Annotated in this window: 22 protein-coding genes, 1 tRNA gene and 1 pseudogene; 19 read left to right on the top strand and 5 right to left on the bottom strand. The window is 62.1% G+C overall.

Going from position 1 to position 24,640, the window contains the following annotated elements; translation table 11 throughout:
• Positions 1–373 precede the first annotated feature (373 nt).
• The 4 genes and pseudogenes from B5D32_RS00130 (at position 374) to B5D32_RS00105 (ending at position 5,107) form a co-directional block, all read left to right on the top strand.
• Complete coding sequence (locus tag B5D32_RS00130; RefSeq protein ID WP_159446945.1) at positions 374–1,684, top strand: DUF2264 domain-containing protein; 1,311 nt, start codon at positions 374–376, stop codon at positions 1,682–1,684.
• Between the two features lie 577 nt (positions 1,685–2,261).
• Positions 2,262–2,510, top strand: coding sequence for a hypothetical protein (locus B5D32_RS14750; protein ID WP_143402630.1), 249 nt, complete (start codon positions 2,262–2,264; stop codon positions 2,508–2,510).
• 671 nt (positions 2,511–3,181) lie between these two features.
• Positions 3,182–3,733 carry a hypothetical protein gene (locus B5D32_RS14745; protein WP_143402629.1) on the top strand — a complete coding sequence of 184 codons (552 nt, stop codon included), beginning with the start codon at positions 3,182–3,184 and terminating at the stop codon, positions 3,731–3,733.
• A 3-nt stretch (positions 3,734–3,736) separates the two neighbouring features.
• Positions 3,737–5,107 (top strand): annotated as a pseudogene (locus tag B5D32_RS00105) (histidinol dehydrogenase).
• Here B5D32_RS00105 and B5D32_RS14740 read toward each other — a convergent pair.
• The gene (locus tag B5D32_RS14740) at positions 5,031–5,456 is read right to left on the bottom strand and encodes a hypothetical protein (RefSeq protein WP_143402626.1); all 426 of its coding nucleotides are present in this window, start codon (positions 5,454–5,456) and stop codon (positions 5,031–5,033) included. The pseudogene B5D32_RS00105 and the gene B5D32_RS14740 overlap by 77 nt on opposite strands.
• Before the next feature lie 1,022 nt (positions 5,457–6,478).
• Between B5D32_RS14740 and B5D32_RS00100 the strand changes: the two genes are divergently transcribed.
• Both B5D32_RS00100 and B5D32_RS00095 read left to right on the top strand, forming a co-directional pair.
• Positions 6,479–6,847 carry a hypothetical protein gene (locus tag B5D32_RS00100; protein WP_078783042.1) on the top strand — a complete coding sequence of 123 codons (369 nt, stop codon included), beginning with the start codon at positions 6,479–6,481 and terminating at the stop codon, positions 6,845–6,847.
• 310 nt (positions 6,848–7,157) lie between these two features.
• A complete protein-coding gene (locus B5D32_RS00095; RefSeq protein WP_078783041.1) occupies positions 7,158–7,631 on the top strand; it encodes a hypothetical protein in 474 nt (157 codons plus the stop codon).
• Here B5D32_RS00095 and B5D32_RS15135 read toward each other — a convergent pair.
• Together B5D32_RS15135 and B5D32_RS00085 are read right to left on the bottom strand one after the other, a co-directional pair.
• Positions 7,628–8,512: a hypothetical protein gene (locus tag B5D32_RS15135; protein ID WP_078783040.1), complete on the bottom strand. Its 885-nt coding sequence runs from the start codon at positions 8,510–8,512 to the stop codon at positions 7,628–7,630. The two genes, B5D32_RS00095 and B5D32_RS15135, sit on opposite strands and share 4 nt — an antisense overlap.
• A 171-nt stretch (positions 8,513–8,683) precedes the next feature.
• On the bottom strand, positions 8,684–9,505 hold the full coding sequence (locus B5D32_RS00085) for a hypothetical protein (protein ID WP_078783039.1): 822 nt from the start codon (positions 9,503–9,505) through the stop codon (positions 8,684–8,686).
• 323 nt (positions 9,506–9,828) lie between these two features.
• On the opposite strand from B5D32_RS00085, the gene B5D32_RS00080 reads away from it, so the two are divergent.
• Both B5D32_RS00080 and B5D32_RS14730 read left to right on the top strand, forming a co-directional pair.
• A complete protein-coding gene (locus B5D32_RS00080) occupies positions 9,829–10,197 on the top strand; it encodes a hypothetical protein (protein WP_143402625.1) in 369 nt (122 codons plus the stop codon).
• Positions 10,198–10,298: 101 nt separating this feature from the next.
• Positions 10,299–10,661, top strand: a complete 363-nt coding sequence (locus tag B5D32_RS14730; RefSeq protein WP_143402624.1) for a hypothetical protein — start codon at positions 10,299–10,301, stop codon at positions 10,659–10,661.
• Between the two features lie 142 nt (positions 10,662–10,803).
• Here B5D32_RS14730 and B5D32_RS00075 read toward each other — a convergent pair whose 3' ends face one another.
• Positions 10,804–11,085: a hypothetical protein gene (locus tag B5D32_RS00075; protein ID WP_078783037.1), complete on the bottom strand. Its 282-nt coding sequence runs from the start codon at positions 11,083–11,085 to the stop codon at positions 10,804–10,806.
• A gap of 1,813 nt (positions 11,086–12,898) precedes the next feature.
• On the opposite strand from B5D32_RS00075, the gene B5D32_RS00060 reads away from it, so the two are divergent.
• From B5D32_RS00060 to B5D32_RS00010, 11 genes are all read left to right on the top strand, one after another.
• Positions 12,899–14,389 carry a Sapep family Mn(2+)-dependent dipeptidase gene (locus B5D32_RS00060; protein ID WP_078783034.1) on the top strand — a complete coding sequence of 497 codons (1,491 nt, stop codon included), beginning with the start codon at positions 12,899–12,901 and terminating at the stop codon, positions 14,387–14,389.
• 676 nt (positions 14,390–15,065) lie between these two features.
• Positions 15,066–16,403 carry an RnfC family protein gene (locus tag B5D32_RS00055; protein WP_143402622.1) on the top strand — a complete coding sequence of 446 codons (1,338 nt, stop codon included), beginning with the start codon at positions 15,066–15,068 and terminating at the stop codon, positions 16,401–16,403.
• Between the two features lie 3 nt (positions 16,404–16,406).
• Positions 16,407–17,363 (top strand): RnfABCDGE type electron transport complex subunit D, encoded by a 957-nt coding sequence (locus B5D32_RS00050; RefSeq protein ID WP_078783032.1) that lies wholly within the window; start codon positions 16,407–16,409, stop codon positions 17,361–17,363.
• Positions 17,363–17,938 (top strand): RnfABCDGE type electron transport complex subunit G, encoded by a 576-nt coding sequence (locus tag B5D32_RS00045; RefSeq protein ID WP_078783031.1) that lies wholly within the window; start codon positions 17,363–17,365, stop codon positions 17,936–17,938. Before B5D32_RS00050 ends, B5D32_RS00045 begins: the two co-directional genes overlap by 1 nt.
• 2 nt (positions 17,939–17,940) lie before the next feature.
• A complete protein-coding gene (rsxE, locus tag B5D32_RS00040) occupies positions 17,941–18,633 on the top strand; it encodes an electron transport complex subunit RsxE (RefSeq protein ID WP_078783030.1) in 693 nt (230 codons plus the stop codon).
• Positions 18,630–19,271 carry an electron transport complex protein RnfA gene (locus tag B5D32_RS00035; RefSeq protein ID WP_078783029.1) on the top strand — a complete coding sequence of 214 codons (642 nt, stop codon included), beginning with the start codon at positions 18,630–18,632 and terminating at the stop codon, positions 19,269–19,271. Before rsxE ends, B5D32_RS00035 begins: the two co-directional genes overlap by 4 nt.
• Positions 19,272–19,289: 18 nt before the next feature.
• Complete coding sequence (locus B5D32_RS00030; protein ID WP_078783028.1) at positions 19,290–20,138, top strand: RnfABCDGE type electron transport complex subunit B; 849 nt, start codon at positions 19,290–19,292, stop codon at positions 20,136–20,138.
• A 380-nt stretch (positions 20,139–20,518) separates the two neighbouring features.
• A complete protein-coding gene (locus tag B5D32_RS00025) occupies positions 20,519–21,673 on the top strand; it encodes an FprA family A-type flavoprotein (RefSeq protein WP_078783027.1) in 1,155 nt (384 codons plus the stop codon).
• Between the two features lie 170 nt (positions 21,674–21,843).
• Positions 21,844–21,920, top strand: a tRNA-Val gene (locus B5D32_RS00020).
• A gap of 100 nt (positions 21,921–22,020) precedes the next feature.
• Positions 22,021–22,401, top strand: coding sequence for an SMU1112c/YaeR family gloxylase I-like metalloprotein (gloA2, locus tag B5D32_RS00015; RefSeq protein ID WP_078783026.1), 381 nt, complete (start codon positions 22,021–22,023; stop codon positions 22,399–22,401).
• A gap of 98 nt (positions 22,402–22,499) precedes the next feature.
• Positions 22,500–23,438: a CobW family GTP-binding protein gene (locus B5D32_RS00010; protein WP_078783025.1), complete on the top strand. Its 939-nt coding sequence runs from the start codon at positions 22,500–22,502 to the stop codon at positions 23,436–23,438.
• Positions 23,439–23,723: 285 nt separating this feature from the next.
• Here B5D32_RS00010 and B5D32_RS15130 read toward each other — a convergent pair.
• On the bottom strand, positions 23,724–24,640 hold a 917-nt coding region (locus B5D32_RS15130), incomplete at its 5' end, for a hypothetical protein (RefSeq protein ID WP_159446944.1).

Raw genomic sequence — 24,640 nt, 5'->3', positions numbered from 1 at the left:
GGGATCTGATCTTTGCTGGGGGCGCCGTTGCGGCGCGTGTTTCCTCGTCGGCTTCCGTCGTTGCCTGTGGGGTTGTTGAGGGCGCCGGGTAGGTCGGCGGTGCCGCGGCTTGTGTGTGCCCGATGCTTGCCGCTGGGCTTCTTGGCAGCTTTGGGGGGCACTCTGCCGTCGTGGGCGGGTTGCAGGTTGTGGGCCTTGTGCGTCGCGGGCCCTCTGGCCAGGCTCGTCCGTACGCCCGCTGCACTCGTGGGGGCGTTGGCGGGTGGGTTCTTTTGGGGGAGTTCTTCTTTTTGGTAGCGCTGGCTCGCTTGGCTGAGTGTTGGGGGCTTTACTGGTGATGTCATTGGCTGGGCGGTGGGCTTTTAGTGGGCTTATGGCCCGCTTTCTGGGCTCGTTGCTGCGGTTGTATTCCTGGTGCGGCTCACGGGTGGATTTTGGCGCGCCTTGCGTGTCTTGCGGTTGCCGCAGGCTCGCGCTGGGTGGGTTGTCCGGGTGGCTGTGGGGGCTGGGCTGGTTCTTTGCTGGCGGCGTTCGGGCGTTTTTGTTCTTGTTTCTGTCCGGGCATTTTTTGGCGAGCGTGCCCGTGCCCGCGATGCCCGGTTCTTTGGTCGGCCCGATCGCTTGTGCGGCGGTCTTTGTGGGGTTGGTCGGGTTGGTGTGCGGGTTCCTGGCGCCGGCTGCGGGTGTTTGGGAGCGGCTGGGGGAGGTGGCGGTGGGCAATCTGGCGGTGTGGCTCGCTTGGTTGAGCTTGCGTGCGCTGCCTTTGTGCGCCTGGCTGCTGTTCCGCGTGCTGTTCACTCTGGCGGTGGTCTGTGTCGGGATGCCCTGCGCTATGGCCTGGGCCGCCGGTGAGATGGCCGTGGTGGGTGCATGGTGGGTCGTCTACTTCTGGTACTCCGCCTGTTTTTTGGACATTTCGTGTCCGATGGTTTCCTGCCGCCCGTGTTTCGTCCAGTTTTACATTGTGTTCTACCGCTTGTTTTTTTCTTATCGGGATTGTGGGCGTGGGGCGTTGTATTTTGGGGGTGTGTGTGGTTTTGTCCCGGAGTTTGCGTGCTTTTTCGTTGAAAATGGGTTTTGGCTGTGTTTTTGCTGCAGCCTGTGGTCGGTCTTGGGGTGGGTGGCTTTGTTGTGGGCGTTGTTGTTTGTGTTTTTCGGGCCGGTGCGCCTGCCGGTGATGAGTGGGATCATCTTTGGGGCTTTGAGGTGGTGGTTGGCCCTGCGCCTGTTTGCGCGGGGCGGGGTGCTGACGATGGGTTCGGGGTGGCTGCAGCCGTCCCTGGTGGCGCAGTTGAGGGCCCTGGGGCGCCCGTCGTGGGGCCTGAGGGTGTTTTTGCTGCTGGCGCTGCTCGACTGCCCGCCGTTTTGGCTCGCGGCTTTGGCGCCGCTGCCGTTCGCGCTGTGGCGCTGGGTTGTGTTGGGGTATCCCGGCGGCGGGCTGGTTTTGTCGCGTCTGCCGGGCTGGTTGCTGCCGGTGTGGTCGGCGGTTGGGTGGGGGAGGGCTGCCCGGGGTGATTTTGTCGAGGCGTACGGCGCGTTTTTGTTTTACGGGCGGTTTGGGTTTTTTTGTTTTTTGCGTTATGTTGCGGTGGGGCAGGCTGCTCCCGCCGGTGTGGTGGGCTTCGTCCTCGACGGCTGGCGGTTGGTTCTGGGCTCCGGCGCTACGTTTTTCCTGATGGTGTAGGGTCTGCTGATGTGGTGGCGGCGGTTTTCGGGCATCCGGGTTTTTATGGGGCTGGTGCGGGCTGGGTGTGGTCGCGTCCGCCACCGTGCGTTTGGGTTTCCGCTCGCCTGTGTGGGTTATGTTTGTGGCTTTGCCGTTTCCAAGTTTGCTGCCGTCTTTTCTGCTGGGGTTTGTGTCGGCTGGGCGGGGTCGGACTGTTATGGCTGTCGCTGTCCCGTGCTTTGCCGTGGCGGCGCGGGCTTCCTTGTGCCTGCGTGCCCTGTCTGGGCCGTGTGGGTCCCGCACATGGTGTTCGTCGCGGTTTGGTGCGTCGTCCCTGTCTGCGGGTTCTTCTTTCTTTCTGCCGTGGGGAGCGGTCATGACTTTTTCTGTTGTGGCCGTCTGGGTGGGGGCTCTGCCGGCCGGCGTTGGGGTGTCGATCGTTGCGATGGCCCGGCTCTTTGGGGTTGCGTGCGAGTTCTTTTCTTCTGGTGTTGGGGTCTGGTTCCCCCGTCTGGCGCTCCGTGCCTTCTCGCCCGTCTCGGGGGTGTGTTTGTCGCGGATGGGGGTGTTTGGCGCCGAGGGGGAGGGGTCCTTTGTGTGTCTGGGCCTTCCAATTCTGGCCGCGGTGTCCGTGCTCTGTGTGGTGTGTGTGATTTCCGTTTGCTCGCTGATGGGTCTTGTGGGCGCGTTGCGGTTCCGGGCTGCTGCACTGGCGAGGGTGCTGGCTTTGCTTTGCGCCGCGATTGCGGCCTGGCTTCGTACCGCCGGGCTTTCCGCGTGTCTGGGGGCGTGCGCCGGTTGCTGGGTTTCGGGGCTGTTCGCCCTGCCGGGGTGGTTGGGCTGAACGGTGAGGGGCTCGCGCGCCGCCTGGGGGTGTTCCTGCCGTTTGGGGGCGCTGTCTGCGCTGTGGGTTTTGCCGGCGGGGCTGTGCGGGTCGGTGTGGGGGTGGCGGCTGGCCTTGGGCATGGCTGGCTGCCTGTCGTCTTCGAGGGGTGTTGTGTTTTCTTGGTCTGTGGCGGGGCTGGCGTTCGCGGTGTTGAGGGGGGGACGGTGTGCCTGCCTGCTGCGGGTGTTCACGTGGGGGGCTTTGGCTTTTTGCTTTGTGCTGTCCTTAGCCGCGCTGTGGCGCTTTGCTGGGCCGCTGCGGCCTGTGTCGGCGCTGTGCCGGTCGCCGCCGTTGTTGCCGGTTGGCTTGGCTACGGGGTGGCTCGGGTGGGCGGGGTCCGCGTTGCTGTGGGGCTTGTGGTCGCGGGGGACCGCGTTGTGGCCTGCGCCGCGGGTGCTGGTGGTCGCGTGCCGGTGGGGCTTTGTGGGGTGTTTCCTCGTCGCGCCGGGCGGCGTTGTGTTTTCCGTGGGGTGGTGCGGTTCGGCCATGGGGATTGTCGGCAGGGGTTTTGTTTCCGCGTCGTGGGGGTCCGTGTGTGCGCTTTTGTTTTTCGGGGTGGGCCGTTGTCTTTTGTGGGTGGCTGGGCGTGTGGGGTTTCGGGCTTCCGTGGGCGGGGCTTTGCTGGTTGCTTGACGGTTTGTGATTTTTGGCTGTGCGCGTTGCTGGCGGCGCGGTGGCTGCGTTTGCGTTGTTACGCTTACGGGGTGGATTTCTCTGGCCTGTGTTTTGGTCTTGTCCTCGTTGTTCTTGGCTATTGTCGCGCCGTGGGCGTCGTTGCAGGCCCGGGCTGTGACCGTTATCGGGGCTTTTCTGTCGATCTCTGCGCGGTTGCTTTGCTGCGGGGGATGCTCGAGGTTGACATGCGCCCCGCTTGCGTTGTTGTTTGGTGCGTTGGCGGCGGGCCTTGCACCGTGCTCTTTCTGTATGGCTTTGGTGAGTTCTGGCGCGCGGTGTTTGTGCAGGGTGACATCCGGGCCGCGGCGGACGTGGCGGTCACGGTGGTTTGGTTTCTTGCGGATTTCCGGGCGGGCGTCGCGGCCGGCCTGATGGAGTTCGTCTGCATCTTCGGCTACTCCGGGTTGTCCGACGTGCGGGTCGGTCTGGCCGACGTTGCGTACGCCTTTGCGGAGGTGGTGGATTTCTGTGCGGCGTTCGTCACGCCGCTGATTTTGTCGGCGTAGGGCGTGGGCCCGTTGGCTGGTCTGCATGTGTTTGCCCCCTTTGTGTTCACCGAGGAGTTCGGGGTCGTGTTTTGGCGGACGTTCACCGGCTTTCTGGGTGCGGGCGTTTTTGTGGTGGGCGGGTGGGCGTGGTACTTGTCGGCCTTGTTGATGGATGTGGTTCCGGTGCGGGTGGGGGGCTTCGGGCGGATGGTTCTGTTGACCCGTGCGGGCCGGGCCGGGCTGGTGGCCCCCTCGTTTCTTGCTGGCTGGGTCATTGCGGGCCTTGATTTGCTTTTTGCACTGGGCGTGGGATAGGCCGTGGCCGGCTTTTCCTCGGGCCCGGGGGGTTTTTCGGGCTTGTTTCAGATTGTGTGTGTCGTGATTGTCTTCGTGGTTGCGGCAGAGGGGGTTTTGTTGGTTGTTGTTGGCGTTGTTATGCTCGGTGTTCTGTTGGACGTTCTGGTTCTGGTAGTTGGGGCTTGTGCCGCCGTGTGGGTCGCCGCGGTCGTTGTCGGCGGGGGCGAGCCCGACGTGTTGGGGGGTCCGGTGGTTGTCGCCGTCCGTTTGGTTTTCGCCCGGGTGGTTCAGGCTGGGGTGGAGGTGCGGGTCGCTGCGGTGCCGCGCGCTGTCCTCGCCGGTGCCATCGTGGAGCCGCACGGTGGCGTTATTGTCGGTGTCGTGCTGGGTGAGGGTGTTGGTGCCGTGGTTGTCCTTGCGCTTTCGGTTCTGGTGCTCTGCGTCGATGTCGTGTTTGCGGTGCTGATCTTGGTGGTGCCGGCGGGGCGTGTCTTCCTGGTCCTTGCGGTGCGTGTGGGGCTTGGCGGGTATTTTGCGGGGGCTCAGGTCCGGGTGGCTCTCGGTTTTAGGGCGGGGTTGTTGGGGCTGCTGGGGGTGGATGGTTTTGTGCAGCGGTTTTGCTTTATCTTTTGCGCGGGGGCGGCCCTGGGGGTGGTGCTGGGGCGGGTGGTCGGTTTTGCCGCGCAGGAGGTGTTAGATGGTGCTGGTGTTGGTGTGGCTGTTCTTTTTGGGGACTGCGTTTGCCTTCAAGGGCGCGTGCGGGGTTTTCGTCGCTTGCTTCTCGTGGCCGTTGTGGGTTTTTTCTGCGGGTGTGTCGCTGACCTAGGTGTCCGGTTTTTTCTTTGTTTTTTGTTGTCTTTCCGTGGTGGGTCTGGCGTGCTGGCCTTCTTGCTCCGCGGGTTCAACTTGTGGCTGGCGGGCGCGTTGTGGGTGGTTTTGTTGGTCGCGCTGGGGGGGTTTCCGCCGCTGTCGGCGTGTATGCGTGTTTTCTTTTGTCGAGTCGTTTGTGGCTTCTTTTTCATCTCGGTGTGCCCGGGGGCGTGTTGTGTCTGGGGGTGTCCGGCCCTCCGGTTCCCGGCATGGTTCGTGCGGTGATGACGGGTGCTTCGTGGGAGCTCGGGCATTCCATGTTTGGTACATCGTCCTCGGGTGTTGTGTTGCGGGGGCTGGGGTTTTCTTCTGCCGTGTTCTGCTCGATGCGATCGGGTGTGTCCTTCTGGCCGTTCGTTTCCTTCTTGCTTTGGGCGGGGGAGTTGCCCGTGTGGGCGGTTCTTTTATCCTCGCCGTCGCTTCTCTTGAGCCGTCCGCCGCTGGCGCTCTTGTTCATGTCGTTGGCGTTGTTATTCTTGGGGGGGCCGCCGATGGTTTCGCTCGTGTGGCTGGCGTGGCGGCGGCGGTGGCTGGGGTTGTGCCTGGGGTGCGGCTGTGCTCTGCTTTGGCGCACGGCGCTGTGGACGTGGCTTTTGCGCTCGCTTTGGGCGTGGGTCTGGTGGATCTCCTTTGCTTTGGCGTTCGCGACGGGCAGCTGGTGCTGGTGGTTGGCGTGTTTTGGGGCGGGGGCGGGGGGCTGGCGTTCGTGGATGTGGGTTTCGGCTTTTGCGCGGTCCTGTGTGTTTTCGTGGACCTGGCGCAGCTGATCGTGGCGGTGGGGGCTGAGGTGAGCCTGGTTTTGCAGATCTCCTGCGGCCTGGGCGAGCCGATTGTTATTGGCGGGCGGGTTTTGCCGCCGCGGCTGGTTGCGCGGGTGGCCGCCATCGCTGGTGTGCTGGGTTCTTACCTCGGTATCGTCGTTGTTTTTGTCGTTGTTTTTTTGGTGTTCGTGCCTTGCTGGTGGTGCTGTTTGCGGGTTTTGGGTCCTTATTTGTGCTTCGTGCTTTGCTCTCGGTTTTGCTGCCGGTCTCGTTTAGGGGGTGCACGGTTGGGTTTCTGGTTTGCGTGTCGCGGGTTGATTTCGGTTTTGCGCCTTTTCACTTTCCGCTGTGGCGCCTGCAGTGTTCGCGGGGTGGCTCGGGGCGCGGGCGCGTCGGGGATCTGCTCGGGGGCCTCTTTTGGTGGTGTACCGGCCCCGGTCATTGGCGTGCGCGGGCGTAGTCGGGGTGGGTTTGGCTGGGGGGGGTTTCCGGTGTTTTGGTGGGGCATGCGTTTTTTGTTTGCGGCGTGGGGGTGTCTGTCCTTTGTTGGGTTTTTTGGGGGGTTGTGTGCGCGCGGGTTTTTTGTTTGCTGGTTGGCTGCTTCGTTGTTCTCGGACTGTCTGCGGGTTGCGGTTTTGGTATTCTCTTGGCTGTCTCTGTTCTTTGCGGTTTTTGCTGCGTTCGTGGGTGCATATCTGGCGGTTCGGCGGCGTCCTTCAGGGCGCGTGCATGGGTGTGCTTGCATTTTCTGTTGCCCTTCTTGTTGGTGGCTGTCTGCGTTTTGTTCTGCTGGGGGGTGTCCTAGTTGTTGGTGTTCTTTGCGTAGGTGGTGGGGGTGCTGTTCAGGGTGTCGTCGTGCGTCTTATGGCTGGGCGTATCGTTTCGGGTGTTCCGCGTTTCCTGTTCGCTGCTGGTGTCGGTTCTTTTTCTTCTGGTGGTTGTCTGTGCTTTCGCCTACGCGCTGGGCAGGCTCGAGGCCACGTGCGTTGTGCGGGTTTTGCGCGGGGTTTCGGGGTCGATGCCGCTGCTTGGCCTCTGCTTGTGGGTGCGGCTTCTGTTTGCGCCTGGCTGGTCTTCGGGGGCGTCTGGCTTTCTCGGGCTGATTCTGGTCGCGGTTTGCGCGCTTTTGGCCGAGTTTTCCGTTCTGGCTGTTTCGGTGCCCCTCATCGTCTGGCCTGCGCTGGACTTTGTGCTCGTGGGCTAGGCCGACGCGCTGTTGCAGTGCTTCGACGTCGGTTTGTGGGTGTATTCGGTTGTCAGGTTTTTCGTCGGTCGCTGGGGTGCCTCTGCCGTGGGGGGTGTCGAGTGCTGCGTGCCCGTCGCTGTCGTTTTGCGGGTGGTGCTGGTGTGCGGTTTCCGGTTGCGGGCGGGCAAATCCGGTGATCGCGGCCTGCGGGTGTTGCAGGGCTTTGCCGGGCTGTAGGGGAGGGTGCGGCCGTTGCCTGTCGCTTTGTCGGTTTTTTGTCCTGCTTGGCGGTTGGGCGGTTCGTCTTTCTGCGGTGGCTTACGACCGGATGGCCGTTTGTGACTTTTACGTCTTCGGCTGTGCTTTTGCCTTTTTTTTGTGGTGTGCTCCGTTTTTTCGTGTTGTGGATTTTGGTGTTGCCACGGTTGGCTCCAGGGCCAATTTGGCGGTTCTTGTCGCCCTTGCGCAGCTGGGCGGTCTCTCCATCGATGTCGTCGGGGGGATGGGCGGTGCGGCGGGCCTGCCCGGGTCTCTTGCCCTCGGGGCGGAGCGCTGGCTTCTGGGGCGGGTGGGCGTCATCGGTTTGGTTTTCAGGTTCGTCGTGTGTCTGCTCTGCGTGTGCCTTATTGCGGTCGGTGTTGGCGTGGTGGTGGTGTCTGTGTCTGTCGTGGGGTTGACGGCGGTTGCCGCCGAGCCGGTCGTTGTGTTCTGCCGGCGCTGCGGCCATGCGTGGGTTGTGTCCGTTATTGCCGGCGATGTTTCCGGGTCGGTCTCGCTGCAGGGGACCCGTATGTGGCTTTAGCTTTCGGTTTTGCCGGTTCTTGTGCTGGAGGTGGTGGTCGGCGTCGGGGTTGCGGCCTTGGGCGCGGTGGCCGGGCTTTCCGTCATGGGCTGCCTCGGCGCGGTTTTGGGGGCTTTGATTTGTACGGGCGTGTTTGGTCTGGCCGGGGGTGTGTGGCTGTTGGAGCGGCAGTTCGTCGAGATGCTTAGCGGCGATATCTCGTAGTCCTCTCTGCGTAAGGTGGGCGTGATTTTCTGTTCGCTGGGTGTGTACTTCCTTTTCTGGACGTCGACCATGGTTGCGTGGTCCCTGGTGTCGATTTTGCTGGGCTGCATGATCTGGGGTATGGCGTCGGGCTGGCTCGGTTCTTTCGGGCCTCCTGTGGGGGCTCTGTGGTTTTCTGCGTTCTTGCCGCTCGCGTCGATGGGGGCGGGCTGTTCGCCGTTCTTTTGCGCCGCGTCGCCCGCGGGGTTTTTCTCGCGCTGCCCGTCGGTGGTGTCTTCGATGTGCTGGCCGGGTTTTATCGCGTGGTGCGATTTGGCGGGGGCCAGGTCTGCGTCTGTTCGGGTGCCCTCCGCGACGCGGGCCTCCTCGCGGGTGCCGCGCTGGTCTAGGGCCTCCTGTTTGTGGTGTTCTCTGTCGATCTTGCTGGTGTGTCCGGTGCATTCGTGCTTTTCGTCCAGGGCGGGCGCGGGGACGGAGGTGTTGTTGTGCTGGGGTGTGTGGATCTGGTCGTTCGTTGCGGCGCGGGTGCGGTGGTGGTTCGCTCCGTCGATGTCGACTGCGTGCGGCCTGGTTTTGGTCTTGTGGTGTTGGGCGCCGTTGTGGCTGGGTGCTTCTTGCGCATCTTCGCGTCGGTGGGCGGAGGTCCAGTGGGGGGTTTCCTTGGGTTTTTCCGTCATGACGGGGGGGTATGTGGTGTTCTGGCCGGGTGGCTTTTCCGTCTACGGGGGGTGGGAATGCACGATTTTGAGCGTTGTTTGCTGGAGCGCGGGGTATTGCTGCGGGTGTGCTCGCGTCTTCGTCTTGGTGTCTGCCGGTGTGGGCCGCCCGTGTGCTGTGGGCATCGTTGCCTACAGTGTCCTCTTTCTGGGCATCGGCGGGGGGGTCGTGGCGGGGCCGTACTGTTTGGTCTTCGCCCGCGTGCCCTTTCCGTCTTGGCCTGGTTCTCCGATGGAGGTCCTCTGTGCTTTCTTGCTTTCGGTGTGTTCCCCGTTGATCTCCTCTTCCTTTCCGATCCTGTCCTCTTTGTCGTACTCGGCCTGGTCCCGGCCGTTGTTGAGGGCTCTTTTTCTCGGGGTGTTGTGTCCCTTGTCTGCGTGGGTGCCGTGCCGCTGGGCTTTGTGGTTGGCGTGGGCGGCGCCGTATTGTGGTGCCGGCGGTGCGGGGAGCTCTGTGGTTGTGTCTGGCGCTTTGGCGCCGTGTTGCGGGTCGTTTGCCTTCTGGGTGGGTGCGATGGTGGGTGTCTCGTCCTTGTCGTCGTTTGTTCCTGCCCCGCTTGCCTGCCGGTCTCTGAGCGCTGCTTCTTCTATGGGGTTTGTGTCTCTGGTGCTGTGTTGCCGTTGCCGTGGCCTGGCGTTTGTGCAGTTGTCGGGTGCGTCCAGGCTGTTCCGCAGGGGTGCATTTACGCCACCTCTCTGTTCTACCGGGGTCTGGGATTGCTCGTGCAACATGTTGGTGGGGAATCCCCCGTGTTTCTCCTTGCCGGCTGCCATCGGGGCGGGGAGGGGGTCCTTTATGAGCTGCGTGATGTGGCTTGTCCTGTCCTGGTGCTGGTGTTCTGGCTGGGGCTTTGCGTCGGGGGGCTCGCTGGGGTCTTTGGCCAAGGCTGGTTCGTTGAGCATCTGGTCGGGCTGGACCTTTTGCGGTCTGTCTGGGTGGTGTGTCCCTGCCATGTTGTGTGGCTGTTCCTTCCCGATTGTGCTGGGGTCGGTGGGCGCTGGGGGCGATTGCGGTCGCGGCATGGCGTACGGGTGTGCGGCCGTTGTGGTTGAGCTGGCGGCGGCCCTGCCGGTGTGGTCTTTCGTCTTGGGTGAGCCCGTGGTGTAGCGCCCTTTTGACGGCTCCGGTGGCGCGGTTCTCTGCGGGGTCGGCCGTGTGGGTTGTTATTCTGTGGGGCTTGTGCTGGGCTCTGTTTAGCGGCTCTGCGCGGACGCCGTCTGCGTCGTGGTTGGGCAGGCCGCCGTGTGTGCTGGGGCCGCCGCCGGGGACGTCTTCTGTGATCGGCTGGCGTGAGGAGGTTCTTCGCGTGTGGGTGGCGGGCGTTTTTGGCGGGGGGGGTTTGGGTGTGGCTGCGTCTTCCTTTGCCGACGTGGCCGGGGTTGTCGGGCCCCTGCCGCCGATTCTGGGTCATTTTGCCCTTCTCATGGTGATCGGTTTGGGTGGTGTGTTTTTTTATGAGATTGAGTTGTGCTCGCCTGCCGGTTCTCGTTTTTTCCTTGTTGTGGGCTGTGGCATTTGCTGCGTTGTCGAGGTCCCGCCGTCGGCGGCTTGCCGCGGGTTCTTGCCGGTTTTTTTCTGGTCCGCCTCGATTTTAGTTGTCTGGCTGGTGGTTTCCGGCTGTGTGGTGGTGGTTTTCTGTTTGTAGGCGGTGATGTTGTTGCGGTAGTTTTTTTCAGGTTGCTGCGGGCCGCTGAGGTGGTTGGGTTGGGTGCGGTTCGCGGTGTTTGGGCCGGGGGGCTTTAGGCCGTGTTCTCTGTCAGTGTCTTCTCTGAATATTTTGCTGCGGTGTTTTACGCCTGGGGCGGTTTTTGGTTTTTCTCTGTGTTGGGGGTGCTGCTGGATGAGCCCTGGGCCCTGCCGGGGGTGCTGTTGGGTCTTTCGGTGGCGGGCGCGTTCATTTTGACCATCGTTTGGTCGGGGGGGTTGACCGGTGCTGCGTATTTTTGTGTCATAGTCCGTGCCTTCTGGCTGCAGCTGCTGTTGGGCGGTGTGCTGGTGGTTTTTTGCCCTGGTCTTTGCGTGGTGGGGTTCGCGCGAGGGGCGTGTGGGTTGGGTTGGGGTGCTGTCTGCCTTTTTGTGATCCTTGGTGGATTTGTTGTATCGCTTTGACTTGTGGGGTCGTGCTTGCGCGGTCGCTGCGGCGCCTCTGCTGAGTGCGTGTGGTGGTAGGGGGCTTTTTGCGTTGGCGTCTCTCTTACTCCTGGGCTTCGGGCCTGTTTGCTGCTGTTTGGTTGAGTTTTGGGTCTTCTTTTTATCCTTTTTTGCCCGTTTGGCCGGTGCGTCTGTCGCGGTCAAATGTCTGCTGGCTTTTGGGGTGTTTTCCGTTTTTTGTGCTTGCGTGTTTTTTACGCGCTGCATGGCCCCGATCCTGCATGATCGTGTATTTTTTGTTTTTTTTGTGTTGTTTTGCGTCCCGCCCTTTGTTTTCGTTTCTTTGCGCCAGTGCTTCGGTTGCGGGCTCTGTGTGTGTTTTTCCAACACTTTGCTGTTTGCGCGTTACGGTTTGGCGGTGCTGTGTTTTTCTTCTTAGCATTTTGTTGCTTTTCTGTTTGTGGCTTGCGTTGGCGGGGGCACTCCGCTCTTCTCCTTGTTTCCCCTTTTCTTGGTGGGGTGTCCTTTCTGCGGTTTTTTGGTGTTCTTGGCCGGGTCGTGGCGGTTCCTTCTGGCGGCGATGCGGCGGGTGCGGTTGGGCTTTGCCGCGGGGCTGGGCGTTTCCTGGGGGCTCGGCTTGGCGGGGCCGAGGTCCTGCTTTGCGGCTGTTTTTGGGCGCGGTGGCTGGGGCACGGTCGGGATTGTGGGCTTGTTGGCGTGCTGGTGTGCCTTCTACCGGGCGATGATCGCGTCCCGCGGCGTTTTTGCCTTGCCCGTTGGTGCGGTCTGGGCTTTCGGATCGGTCGCCCGCGCCTTCGCGGTGCTCGCCTGGTCCCGGGGGTGCTGGGGCTGTCCGGTGGGTGGGGGCGTCGGGTCGATGTTGTTGTCGCGTTCGTCGGCGGTGGGGGGCTTCGCTTCTGTGTTCTCGGCGGTTTTGCTGCGGGTTTTTGTGGTGGGCGCCGTCGTGTTCTCGTGCACGGGTGGGGGCCGGCTGGCCATGTGGCGGGCGTTTGTGGCTGTTTTCGTTGGCGCTTTGTCAGCGTGGGTCCGGTTCCGTTCTTCGGTTTTCTGGCGGGCGGCTGCGCCGTCGTGGTGCTTGCTTGCGGCGAGGCTCTCCTGGCCGTGGTCTCTGGGCGTGTGCGGTGTGGGGGGGGTGTTGTTGCGGTGCGTGTTCTGTGTGTGTCATGTGGTGTTTGAGGTGGCCTTTTCGTCCGTGTATGTGGTGGTGGCCGTCTGGTCTGCGGGTGTTGCGGCTGTGTCTGAGGTCATCGTTGTGCTGGGTGTGGCGGTCGGGGTGGTGATGCGGGCGGTGGGCGAGTGCGAGGTGGGCCGTGTGTGTGGTGTTTTTCAGGGTCCCGGCGACGGGTGCTGCGGTGGGGGCCGGTTTTTGCTCGGTTTTTCTGGCGGTTTCGCTGCCCAGGTTCTTTCGGTTTGGGGGCTCGGCGTGCTTTCCGCTTTCGTCTGTTTTTGGGACGTCCTTGCCGGGGGGCTGCAACCCGCTGGTTTCCCGGTCTGCCTGGGTCGTCTCTTGGCCGCTGGGCCTGCGGGTGGCTGGTGTGTGCTTCCTGCGGTGCTGCTGCCTCTGGATGGCGGGGGGCTTGGGGTCGAGGTCGGCGTGCATCGTGGCGTGTATCTTGGTGGCGGGTTCGGTGCTGTGGTTGCCGCTGGTGGCGCGCTGGCTGGTGCCGCTGGCGGCTGTCATGGCGGGGTCTGCGGGGCCCGTGGCCTGGGCGCTGCTGGGCTGGTTTGTGTCCAGGGTGGTCGGGGAGGGCCGTGTGTCGAGGGTTTCGCCGTGGCTTTGCCCCGCGTTGGGGTTTTTGTCTTTTGTGCCGTGGTTGGTCTTGTTGAGCTGCCCTGCGTGCGGCGCGCTGTCCTCGGTGGTCTGCCCTCGGTCTGTGGTGTCGATCTTGTGCTGGGCGGGGTTGTGGGGGGCGTCCTTGTGGGCGGGGTCCTTGGCGCTGTTGGGTGTGTCGGCCACGGGCTTGGTGCGGCCGTGGTTGCGCCTGGCGTTGGTGGTGTGGGGGGCCGCCGTCTTTGCGGTGGCGTCTGCGCTGTGTTGGCGGTGGGTTTCGGTGTCGGGGGCTGTTGCTATTTTCCTGGGGTTTGTGGGCGGGTGCGTCTCGGATTTTTTCCTCCGTTGCGGGGGGGGGTTGTTTGCTGGCCGCGCGCTGTTTCCTTTTCCCGTTCATCGTCTGCTGGTCTTCTATTTTGGTGCGGTGGTGTGCTTTTGGTGGTGCGGGGGGTCGGGTACGCCGATGGGTTTGCTGGTCCCGACGTTCTTTTGCTTTTCGGTCTTTGGCCGGTGTGGTATCTTGAATGTGGCGCGTCTGGTGGTGATTCTTCTGAACGTGGGCGATGCGGTTTTGGTGTTCGTTTCGGCGTTTGTGGAGACCACCGGCGACCTGATCGTGCGGGCGGTGGCGCTTCTGTTGGCCGTGTCCCGCGTGGAGGTGGCTCTGGTGCTGGGCGCAGGGTTGGGGCTTTGGCTTTCGGTGGTGCTGGTGGCGTTGCTGGAGCTGGGCGTCTCGGTGGTCCTGGTGACGTTCTGGGCGGCGGGCTTCATCGGCTGGGGCGCGTCGTGCAGGGTGGGCGTCGGGCGGCTGTTCCTCGCGCGTGTCGCGCGTGCGGTGGTTGTGCCCGGTGTGGTCGTCTTGGCCGGCTTCCCGTGCCTGGTCCGCTTGGGGGACGTCTGGCTGCTGGGCCGCGGCGTGGCCGACGACAAAGGCCCAAGCATCCTCTGCCTGTACGCGCTGAAGTACCTGAAGGACAGCGGCGCGGCGCTGAAATACCCCGTGCGTGCCCTGCTGGGTGCCAACGAGGAGACGAACATGCACGACGTAGACTACTACGCCGAGCATTACCCGATGCCCGCCTTCTGCTTTACGCCGGACGCCGAGTTCCCGGTCTGCAACGGCGAGAAGGGCGGCTTCAACGGCGAGCTCGTCAGCCCGAAGTTTGAGAACGGCATCATCACGGCGTTCGAGGGCGGCGTCGCCCACAACGCCGTGCCGGACCGCGCCTCCTGCACGGTGCAGGTCGGCGCGGGCGCCCTCGTCCAGACCGAGGGCGTGACCTTCGAGGCAGGGGAGGGCGGTGCCACCGTCATCCGCGGCTGGGGCAAGAGCGGCCACGCCGCCATGCCCGAGGGCACGGTCAACGCCATCAGCCTGATCGTCAACTGCCTGCTCAAGAGCGGCGTCTGCACCCCGCAGGAGGAGGCCTACCTGAACGTGCTGCACACGCTGCACGCCGACACCGACGGCAGCGCACTGGGCATTGCGGCGGACGACGGCCTGTTTGACCCGCTGACCATCATCGGCGGCACGATCGAGATGGCTGACGGCGTCATCCGCCAGAGCTTTGACTGCCGCTACCCGACGAATACCGACCCCGAAAAGATGACTGCCGCCATCCGGAAGGTCTGCGGCGGCGCGGCCACGCTGGAGAACGTCAGCAGCCGCGTGCCATTCTACATCGACGCGGACAGCCCGGCCATCCAGACACTCATCAACACCTACAACGACGTCACCGGCGAGGGCAAGAAGCCCTTTACGATGGGCGGCGGCACCTATGCGCGCCACTTCCCCTATGCCGTCAGCTTCGGCCCCGAGCACACCGACATTGAGATCCCGTCCTTTGCGGGCCCGATGCACGGCGCGAACGAGGGCACCCCGTTTGAGAAGCTGGTCGAGGCGCTGAAGATTTATATTCTGGCGCTGCTGCGGCTGCAGGAGATCGAGCTGTAAATAAAAAAACGGACAACTGCTGTTTTAGGTAGTTGTCCGTTTTTTGTTTTCTACCCTGGGAAGGCAGTATTGTAGGGAGGGGTCTTGACCCCTCCGCGGCGGCCAGAGGGCTGGCCGCCCTACAAGCCCACAGAAGCCCAGTTGCACGCTATGACAGTTACCCGCAGCCGGGAGGGATAAATCCGCCCCTACGATTGTCCCCTGTAGGGGGCGGCGTCCCCGACGCCCCGCAGGTCAGCAGCAGTCAACGGGAAGGACGTAGGGCGGCCTGCCCACAGGCCGCCGCAGCAGCTTGCGTAGCCTCACAGTTCCATTGTGTGGCCGCGCGGTAGGGGCCGCACATGTGCGGCCCGCAGCATGACGGCCAACGACCTCTTATGGGAAGGCCGCGGGCCGGGCATGCCCGGCCCCTACCATATCACCCCTGGCAGACCGACATCTGCCAGGGGTTTTCTTTGTGGGATTGTTAATTTTTATACAGCCTTTTATTCTGCGGCGATTGCCCAAATTGTTGCAAATCTTGCGTGTTCGATGCAAAATCGACCTTTTGTCATACTTGGTTGCTTGACATGCTTTTGAAAAATGGTACAATAAATCCGTATAGTTATCCACCACGGACGGGGGAGCAGAAATCCCGTCCGCGGCGAGAAAAATCAGAGAAACGGGGGAAATCAGATTGTTCAAGTCCCTAAAGCGCTCTGCCAAGGGTGCTGCCGTACCGCACACGAAGGCGACAGCCGGGCAGCCGACCAACAAGATGCCGGTGCCCGAGCACGTCGTCATTCCCATGTCGATGCACATCGGCGCGCCCGCGGAGCCTGTCGTCAAAAAGGGCGACACCGTCATGGTCGGTACCGTGATCGGCAAGGCCGGCGGCTTTGTATCCGCCAATATCTACTCCAGTGTGTCCGGCACTGTGCAGGACATTGCACCGCTGCGCATGGTCAACGGCGCGATGACGACGGCTGTTGCCATCAAGACCGACGGTGCGCAGACCGTTGATCCGGCCTGTGTGCCGCCCGTCGTCACCGACAAAGCCAGCCTGCTGGCTGCCGTGCAGGCCTGCGGCCTGGTGGGTGTCGGCGGCGCCGGCTTCCCGACGCATGTCAAGCTGGCGGCCAACACCATCGACACGCTGCTCATCAACGCTGCCGAGTGCGAGCCCTACCTGACCACCGACTGCCGCGAGATGCTGGAGTGCAGCGACACGATCATCTCCGGCATCACCGCTGTCATGAAGTACTGCGAGATCCCGCACTGCATCATCGGCATTGAACGCAACAAGCCCGAGTGCATCGACCTGCTTACCTCGCTGACCCGCGAGATGAAGGGCGTCGAGGTCAAGGGCCTGCCGATGCGCTATCCGCAGGGCGCGGAGAAAACGCTCGTCGAGACCTGCACCGGGCGCGAGGTGCCGCAGGTCGGCCCCTCCGGCAAGCCGGGCCTGCCCGCCGACGTGGGCTGCGTCATCATGAACGTGACGAGCGTCTCCACACTGGGCAAGTTCCTCAAGACCGGCATCCCGCTGGTGACGAAGCGCGTCACCGTCGAGGGCGACGCCATCGCCAGGCCCCAGAACATCGAGGTGCCCATCGGCACGCTGTACCGCGACGTCATCGACGCCTGCGGCGGTGTCAAGGAGGGCGTCGAGCTGGGCAAGATCATCTTCGGCGGCCCGATGATGGGCGGCGCTGCACCCAGCGCCGACTTCCCGGTGCTCAAGCAGAACAACGGCCTGCTGCTGTTCAGCAAGAAGGCCGCCGCGCTGCCCGAGCCGTCCGCCTGCATCCGCTGCGGGCGCTGCATCGAGGCCTGCCCGATGGGTCTGGAGCCCGTCGTCATTGCGCAGGACTTTTCCAACAAGGACTTTGCTGCGCTGAAGGCACGCTGCGTGGATCTCTGCGTAGCCTGCGGCAGCTGCACCTATGCCTGCCCGGCCAAGCGCCCCGTCAGCCAGACGATGGGCCTTGCCAAGGGCTGGTACATGGCCGAGCTGCGGAAAGGAGGCAAATAACCCATGGAAGATCGTCTGATCGTTACCGCCTCGCCGCATATCCGCGATACATCCACCACCCGCGGGCTGATGGGCAATGTTGTCATTGCGCTGCTGCCCGCCGTGCTGGCCGCGGGTCTGATCTTCGGCGTGCAGGCGCTGGTGCTGGTCGCTGTGACCACCCTGGCCTGTGTGGCGTTTGAGTACATTTATGAAAAGCTGCTGAAAAAGCCCAACACCGTGGGCGACCTGTCCGCCGTTGTCACCGGCATCATTCTGGCGCTGAACATGCCCGTGAGCATGCCGCTCTGGATCGCCGTTGTCGGCGCGTTCATCGCCATCGTCATCACGAAGCAGCTGTTCGGCGGCCTTGGCTACAACTTCGCCAACCCCGCGCTGGTGGGCCGTATCGTGCTGTTCCTCGGCTTCACCTCCCGCATGACCGCCTACGTCTACCCCGACATGGCCGTTGACGCGCTGGCCTCTGCCACGCCGCTGGCCGTGGCCGACAAGACCACGCTGCCCCTGCTGGACGTCTTTTTGGGCTTCCACGGCGGCATGATGGGCGAGGTCTGCGTGCTGGCCATCCTGCTGGGCTTCGCCTATCTGGTTGCCACCCGGACCATCCAGGCCACCATCCCCGTGACCATCGTTGCCACAGTCTTTGTGCTGACTGCACTCAACACCGGCAGTGCCTACACCGCTCTGATCGAGTGCATGTCCGGCGGTCTTTTGTTCGGTGCCGTCTTTATGGCGACGGACTACGTGACCAGCCCGTTCACCACCAAGGGCAAGCTGTTCTACGGCGTGTTTATCGGCCTCATCACCTTCCTCATCCGCCACTTCGGCTCGATGAATGAGGGCATGAGCTACGCCATCCTGCTGGGTAACCTGATGACCCCGTGGTTCAACGCCTGGGGCCACCAGACGCCGCTGGGCTACAAAAAGGCCAAAAAAGCCAAGAAAGGCGGTGCGGAATAATGGCTGAAAAGCAAACCACCGAGAAGCAGAGCACTTTCAAGGAGCTTGTGCTACCCGTCATCGTGCTGGTCGTCATCTGCCTGGTCTGCAGCGCGCTGCTGGCTGTGCTGAACGACATCACCGCCCCCATCATTGCGGAAAACACCCAAGCCGAGACCCTGGCCGCCTATGTCTCCGTCCTGCCCGAGGGCACGACCACCGACAGCATGACTGCCATCGACGGTCTGACCACCGCCAGCGTCGAGGGTGCTGTCAAGACCGCGAACGGCGATGTCGCCGTCAAGGCTGCGGCCTCCGGTTACTCCGGCAAGGACGTCACGGTCTACGTTGCCTTTGACGCCGAGGGTGCCATTTCCGGTATCTCCATCGACGGCTCCACCCAGACCACCGGCATCGGCTCCAAGGTCTCCGGCGATTCCTTCGCCTCCGGCTTTATCGGCTGGAACGGGGGAGAGGTCGCCTCCGGCAGCCCTGTGGACAGCATTGCCGGTGCAACGTATTCCAGCAACGGCGCGTTCAACGCCATCAACGCAGCCATCGACTGCTACAACAATGAGATCAAGGGGGTGCAGTAACGATGAACGAAAAACCAAGCAAGTGGAAGGTTTTTACCGCGGGCATCATCCGTGAGAACCCCGTTCTGCGCCTGGTGCTGGGCTGCTGCTCCGCACTGGCTGTCACCACCACCGTTTCCGGCGCTGTGGGCATGGGCCTGGCCATGACGTTCGTTCTGGTCTGCTCCAACATCGTTATCTCGGCACTGCGCAAGGTCATCCCGGCCAAGGTGCATCTGCCGTGCTACATCGTTATCATCGCAACGTTTGTTACCGTCGTGCAGATGGTGCTGCAGGCGTTCGTGCCCGACCTGTACAAGGCGCTGGGCGTGTATCTGGCGCTGATCGTCGTCAACTGCATCATTCTGGGCCGTGCCGAGATGTTCGCCTGCAAGAACACCGTCGTGGACTCCGCGCTGGACGGTCTGGGCATGGGCATCGGCTACATCCTGACGATGCTGCTCATGTCCTCCGTCCGTGAGATCATCGGCAGCGGCACCTGGATGGGCATCACCATCATCCCCGAGAGCGTGGACCGCATGACCGTCATGAACTCCGCGCCGGGCGGCTTCTTCGTCTTTGGCTGCCTGATGGCCGGCTGTGTCTGGCTGGAGCGCAAGCTGAACAAGCCCATTGAGCGCAAGAGCTGCGGCGACGTCATGCTCGAGAAGATCGACGCCGCCAAGGAAGAACAGAAGGAGGGTGCCGCACAATGAGTTCTCAGATCGCAACGTTTGCCACCATCTTCTTCAGCATGATCCTGGTCAACAACTACGTACTGGTGCAGTTTCTGGGTATCTGCCCGTTCCTCGGCGTTTCCAAAAAGCTGGATTCCTCCGCGGGCATGGGCGCTGCTGTTATCGTCGTCATGGTCATTGCCACGGCTGTGACCTTCCCGCTGCAGATCTTCCTGCTGGATGCCTATAATCTGGGTTACCTGCAGACGATCATCTTCATCCTCGTCATCGCCGTTCTGGTCCAGCTGATCGAGATCACGCTGAAAAAGTACGTCCCGGCGCTGTATCAGTCCCTGGGCGTCTACCTGCCGCTGATCACGACCAACTGCTGCGTGCTGGGCGTCACCATCCTGGCTGTGCAGGACTACTCCGCCGTTGTGGCCGAGTTCGGCTTCGGCCTGGCCTACGCTGAGGCGCTTGTCTGCGCCGCCGGTGCGGGCGTCGGCTTCCTGGTCGCCATGCTGCTGTTCTGCGGCGTGCGTTCCCGCGTCGAGGCCGCCAACCCGCCGGAGAGCTTCAAGGGCCTGCCCATCACGCTGGTTTCTGCCGCTATCACCTCCATGAGCTTCATGGGCTTTGGTGGTCTGGTCGAAAACATCATCAACGCGATATTCTAAGAAAGGGGAATGGAGAGAATGAACCCGATCGTATTTGCTATCGTTGTCGTGGTGGTGCTGGGCCTGGCCGGCGGCGTGATCCTTGTGCTGGCCTCCAAGTTCATGGCTGTGTATGAGGACCCGCGCATTGCGCAGGTCACGGAATGTCTGGCCGGCGCCAACTGCGGCGGCTGCGGCTACGCCGGCTGTGCCGACTACGCCAAGGCCATCGTGGAGAACGGTGCCCCCACCTTCAAGTGTGCCCCGGGCGGCGACAAGACTGCCGACGCCATCAACACCATCATGGGCAATGCCACCGACGACCGCCCCAGCCTGCGCGCCACCGTCATCTGTGCGGGCGGCGAGAACTGCGGCAAGCGGTTTGACTACCAGGGCATCCAGACCTGCGCTGCTGCGGCCTCCATTGCGGGCGGCCCCAGCGCCTGCGCCTATGGCTGCCTGGGTCTGGGCGACTGCACCCGCGCGTGCAAGTTTGACGCCATCCACGTCATCAATGGCGTGGCCGTCGTGGACCGCAAAAAGTGCACCGGCTGCACGGCCTGCACCGTGACCTGCCCGCGCCACGTCATCCAGATGAAGCCCATCGCCCCGCAGCCCGCGGTCAAGTGCTCCAACAAGGACAAGGGCGCGCTGGTCAACAAGACCTGTAAGGTGGGCTGCATTGCCTGCGGTCTCTGCGTGCGCAACTGCCCGAACCAGGCGATCTTCCTGAAGGACAACGTCGCTGTCATCGACTATACCAAGTGCAACGGCTGCGGCACCTGCGTCAGCAAGTGCCCCAAGAAGGCCATCCAGTGGGTCGAGGGCACGCCCCGTCCCATCGACGCCCCCGTGCCCGCGCACGAGGTTCTGAAAACGCGCGTATAATTTTCAGGTAAACATCCTCTGCGCTCCCCGCCAAGAATCGGCGGGGAGCTTTTTTGCTTTACCCGCGCTTTCCTCTGGCTCTGTAGGGAGGGGTCTTGACCCCTCCGCAGAACCTGACGGCAGCCGCCACGCTGCACGGGCGGCAGCGATAACACCGCACTCCTGCCGCCATGTAGGGGCCGGGCATGCCCGGCCCTCAGCGTATAAGGCGAACGCCATTTCCCCGGAAAGCTACGGGCCGCACATGTGCGGCCCCTACCTATCAACTGTATTTAAAAATTTTATCAAACTATTTTTGAAAAAACCGAGACAAATTCCTAAAACTATGCTATACTGTGTCCAGAATAACAACTCTGGTATTTTTCGGGAGGTTTACACGTATGGAGATCACCAAAGATATTTTGTATGTCGGCGTCAACGACCACCTTGTTGACCTGTTTGAGGGCCAGTACGACGTGCCCAACGGCATGGCCTACAACTCGTACCTGATCTGCGACGACAAGGTCGCCGTCATGGACAGCGTCGATGCCCATTTTACCGACGAGTGGATCACCAAGATCGCCGCCGCACTGGGCGAGCGCACACCCGACTACTTGGTCGTGCAGCACATGGAGCCTGACCATTCCGGCTCCGTCGCCGCGTTCGCGCAGGCGTACCCCGGCACGACCATCGTCGCGTCCGCCCAGGCGTTCAACATGATGAAGGCCTATTTCGGCACCGACTACGCGGACCGCCGCGTCGTCGTCAAGGAGGGGGACACCCTGCCGCTGGGCACCCACACGCTGCACTTTGTCACCGCGCCGATGGTCCACTGGCCCGAGGTCATCATGACCTATGACGATGCAGACAAGGTCCTGTTCAGCGCCGATGCGTTCGGCAAGTTCGGCGCACTCGACGTGGAGGAGCCGTGGCTGCCCGAAGCCCGCCGCTACTTCATCGGCATCGTCGGCAAATACGGCGTGCAGGTGCAGGCCGTGCTGAAAAAGGCCGCCGCGCTGGACATCGAGACCGTCTGCAGCCTGCACGGTCCCGTCCTGCACAAGGAGCAGCTGGGCGATGTGCTGGCCGCCTACGACGCCTGGAGTGCCTACCGCCCCGAGACCGAGGGTGTGCTCGTCGCCTACAGCAGCATCTACGGCCACACTGCCGAGGCTGCCAACCGCCTGGCCGAGGCCCTGCGCGAGAAGGGCGTGGAGACGGTTGCCATGGACCTGGCCCGCTGCGATATGGCCGAGGCCGTCGCGCAGGCATTCCGCTTCAGCAAACTGGTACTGGCCACGCCTACCTACAACGCCGATGTATTCCCCTTCATGAAGGAGTTCATCCATCATCTGACCGAGCGCAACTACCAGAACCGCACGGTGGCCTTTATTGAGAACGGCTCCTGGGCGCCGATGGCCGCCAAGGTCATGACCAAAATGCTTGAGGGCAGCAAGAACCTGACCTACGCTGCCACCACCGTCACGGTCCGCGGCGCGCTGAATGCCGCCAGCGAGGCCCAGCTCGCCGCTCTGGCCGATGAGCTGAGCAGGTAATCTCTTTTCCTCTCAACTGCAAGCCCGCCTCACAGCGCGTCTCTCGCGCCGTGAGGCGGGGTCTTTTTTGCGGGCAGGGGGGGGAGAGGAGGACAACAACAAAACAATTGAAAATTTGCGCTTGACAAATCCGGGCAAATCCTGTATACTATCATTTGTCAATCGCATACGGATGATTAGCTCAGCTGGTTAGAGCGCTGCGTTCACATCGCAGAGGTCGAGGGTTCGAGTCCCCCATCCTCCACCAGACAGTTCGTACTCGAACCCAATTCTTTACGGAAAAGGGTTCGGGTACGTTTTTTATTTGCAGGGTACCGCACACCAGGCAGGGGAGAGGTAAATACGCCATGAATTTGAAAAAAGTTCATCACATTGCCATTATCGGGAGCAACTATGAGAAATCAAGGCGCTTTTATGTGGATCTGTTAGGCTTTTCTGTCATTCGAGAAAATTACAGACCGGAACGCGATGATTACAAAATCGATCTTCAACTCGATGGGATGGAATTAGAACTTTTTATCATTAAAAATTGCCCGAAACGCCCCAGTTATCCAGAGGCTTACGGCCTCCGGCATCTTGCCTTTGCTGTAGACTCTGTCGATGATACCGTAAGAGAATTGAATAAAAAGGGCATCATAACCGAGCCGATCCGAGTCGATGCTTACACAGGCAAAAAAATGACATTCTTTTCCGACCCTGACGATCTTCCTTTGGAAATTCACGAATAAAGTCAGACCGTCAAAAAAATTGCATTCTTGCCGTACTGCGTGTGTAGGGGCGGCCATTGGTCGCCAGCGGGGCATGACCTGCCCGAAGGAGGAGTAAGATGGTACAGGTCGATTTGATCACGGGGTTTCTCGGCTCCGGCAAGACGACGTTCCTGCGCCGCTACGTGCAGTATCTCGTCGCGCAGGGGCACAGCGTCTGCATTCTGGAAAACGACTTCGGCGCGGTGAACGTCGATGCCATGCTGCTGCAGGACCTGATTGGGGAGCACTGCGACATAGAGACGATCAGCGGCGGCTGTGACTGCGACACCCACCAGCGCCGGATGCGCACCAAGCTGATCTCAATGGCAATGCGCGGCTTTGACCGGGTCGTCATTGAGCCGAGCGGCATCTTTGACGTGGACGAGTTCTACGACATTCTGCGGGACGAGCCGCTGGACCGCTGGTATACGCTGGGCAGCGTCATTGCCATTGTGGACGCCAAGCTGGAAAACGAGCTTTCCCCGCAGGCCGACTACCTGCTAGCCTCCGAGGCCGCCAGTGCCGGGCTTGTCGTCATGAGCCGCACGCAGCTGGCCGCGCCCGGCGAGGCGGAAGCGGTCATCGGCCACCTGAACCGCGCACTGGCCGGCTGCCATTGTGTCCGCCGCTTTGGCGCGGACGATGTACTGTGCCGGGACTGGAACGCGCTGACAACCGCTGATTTTGCCCGCGTGGATCGCTGCGGCTGGCGGCAGACAAGCTACGTCAAGCTGCATTTTGACGAGCACAAGGCGTTTACCTCGCTGTATTTTCTCGAGGCCGGGCGCAGTGTCGCGCAGGTCCGGCAGGCCGCGCAGACGCTCCTGCACGACGCGAAATACGGCCATGTGCTGCGCGTCAAGGGGTTTATCCCCGACGGCGGCGGCTGGGTCGAGCTGAACGCCGCCCGCGATGCCATAACCGTACAGCCCATTCCCAGCGGTCAGGAGGTGCTGATCGTGATTGGGGAAGGGTTGGATAAGGCCGCGATTGAGGCGGCTGTGAGGGGCTGCTAGGCGCGTCTGCGGGCAGATCGAGCGATGCGGAAATTTGCCCAGGTGACACTCGTCACTGCCGCAAACGGCCACGGGGCATCGGGGGACGCCGCCCCCTACAGCGTCTGGCGCAAACGATAAGGGCACACGTTGTATCCGCCCGCACCGCGCCGGTTGTTAAGCGGTTGTGAATATTTATACGTACGAATAAATATACAGACAGCAAAGCCCCGGGATTTTCTGCTTTGGAAAATCCCGGGGCTGTTGTTATTCAGGGCACATTTTCAAAAATTCCGCTTTTTCTTCTTATTCTTCGTCAAAGGCCTTCGTCCAGTTGTATTCCCGGTGCAGCGTGTGGCCGGTGTCGCTCTGGGCCTTGCGGGCGGTGTATTCGCCGATGATGGCGGACGGCATCAGCAGGGCCTTTTCGACCTCAGACTGAAAGACGAGCTTCGGATTTTTGATCCTGGGGTTCTTCATCAGGTCCTTCCAGTAGGTGTCGTAGTCCATCATGACCGACATCGCCTCAAACAGCGGGGTCAGGCTCTCATACCGGGCAATGACCTTGTTCAAAGCGTCCAAAAACTGCATGTTGGCCTTGCCCTCCATCATGCCGTCGTCCTTGCCTTTGACGTTGCGACGGCAAAAATAGGCCGTCATCTGCAAAATATCGTCGAATGCCTCCATCTGGCCGGTGGTCAGCCGGGCCGAGAGCGTGTCGCGGTCAATGTAGCGCAGCAGCGCCGCCGTGACTTCTTTCTTCGTCGCGGCATCCTCCGGCACCAGCTGGTTGACCGGCTCGGCGTCGGTCTCCACAAAGTCGGTGGTCTCGACGATGTCCGGCGTCTCGGGTGCGCCGTAGTCGTCCTCCACCTCCTCCGGCATACCGCCGGTGACGTAGATACGATAATTTTCCAGGTCCTCCAAAATTGCGCGGGACAGGTAGGGCAGGGGAGCGCTCTTGGTGCGTGCCACCGGGATGACCTTGGCGGCGTAGCGGGTGGCGACACCCTCGAACCAGCGGCGCAGACCGCCGCAGTTGTCAATGACGTTGTTCATCGTCTGGAAGAACGTTGCGTTGCCGCCGTCGATCATCTTATCATTGCCGCGCGGTGTGCCGGCCATTTTTACCATAGCATCGATGATCGTGCGCACGGCGTCCATCTCGTCCGCCGTCAGTTCGCGGATCAGCTTGTCGGGCTCTGCCTTGATCTCCAGCTCCT

Source organism: Gemmiger formicilis, from assembly GCF_900167555.1.
GTDB classification, from domain to species: Bacteria; Bacillota; Clostridia; order Oscillospirales; family Ruminococcaceae; genus Gemmiger; species Gemmiger formicilis.
The sequence above is the reverse complement of the archived record's forward strand: the minus strand, read 5'-3'. Positions and strand labels throughout refer to the sequence as shown.

What these genes read in the sequence shown, in the direction of transcription:
- B5D32_RS15135 (WP_078783040.1), bottom strand. Translation starts at nt 8,512, where the DNA reads ATGACGGAAAAACCCAAGGAAACCCCCCACTGGACCTCCGCCCACCGA.
- B5D32_RS00045 (WP_078783031.1), top strand. Translation starts at nt 17,363, where the DNA reads ATGGCTGAAAAGCAAACCACCGAGAAGCAGAGCACTTTCAAGGAGCTT.
- B5D32_RS00035 (WP_078783029.1), top strand. Translation starts at nt 18,630, where the DNA reads ATGAGTTCTCAGATCGCAACGTTTGCCACCATCTTCTTCAGCATGATC.
- rsxE (WP_078783030.1), top strand. Translation starts at nt 17,941, where the DNA reads ATGAACGAAAAACCAAGCAAGTGGAAGGTTTTTACCGCGGGCATCATC.
- B5D32_RS00075 (WP_078783037.1), bottom strand. Translation starts at nt 11,085, where the DNA reads ATGCTAAGAAGAAAAACACAGCACCGCCAAACCGTAACGCGCAAACAG.
- gloA2 (WP_078783026.1), top strand. Translation starts at nt 22,021, where the DNA reads ATGAATTTGAAAAAAGTTCATCACATTGCCATTATCGGGAGCAACTAT.
- B5D32_RS00060 (WP_078783034.1), top strand. Translation starts at nt 12,899, where the DNA reads ATGGGTTTGCTGGTCCCGACGTTCTTTTGCTTTTCGGTCTTTGGCCGG.
- B5D32_RS00085 (WP_078783039.1), bottom strand. Translation starts at nt 9,505, where the DNA reads ATGGCAGGGACACACCACCCAGACAGACCGCAAAAGGTCCAGCCCGAC.
- B5D32_RS00130 (WP_159446945.1), top strand. Translation starts at nt 374, where the DNA reads ATGGCCCGCTTTCTGGGCTCGTTGCTGCGGTTGTATTCCTGGTGCGGC.
- B5D32_RS00050 (WP_078783032.1), top strand. Translation starts at nt 16,407, where the DNA reads ATGGAAGATCGTCTGATCGTTACCGCCTCGCCGCATATCCGCGATACA.
- B5D32_RS00010 (WP_078783025.1), top strand. Translation starts at nt 22,500, where the DNA reads ATGGTACAGGTCGATTTGATCACGGGGTTTCTCGGCTCCGGCAAGACG.
- B5D32_RS00095 (WP_078783041.1), top strand. Translation starts at nt 7,158, where the DNA reads ATGGCCGTTTGTGACTTTTACGTCTTCGGCTGTGCTTTTGCCTTTTTT.
- B5D32_RS00025 (WP_078783027.1), top strand. Translation starts at nt 20,519, where the DNA reads ATGGAGATCACCAAAGATATTTTGTATGTCGGCGTCAACGACCACCTT.
- B5D32_RS00030 (WP_078783028.1), top strand. Translation starts at nt 19,290, where the DNA reads ATGAACCCGATCGTATTTGCTATCGTTGTCGTGGTGGTGCTGGGCCTG.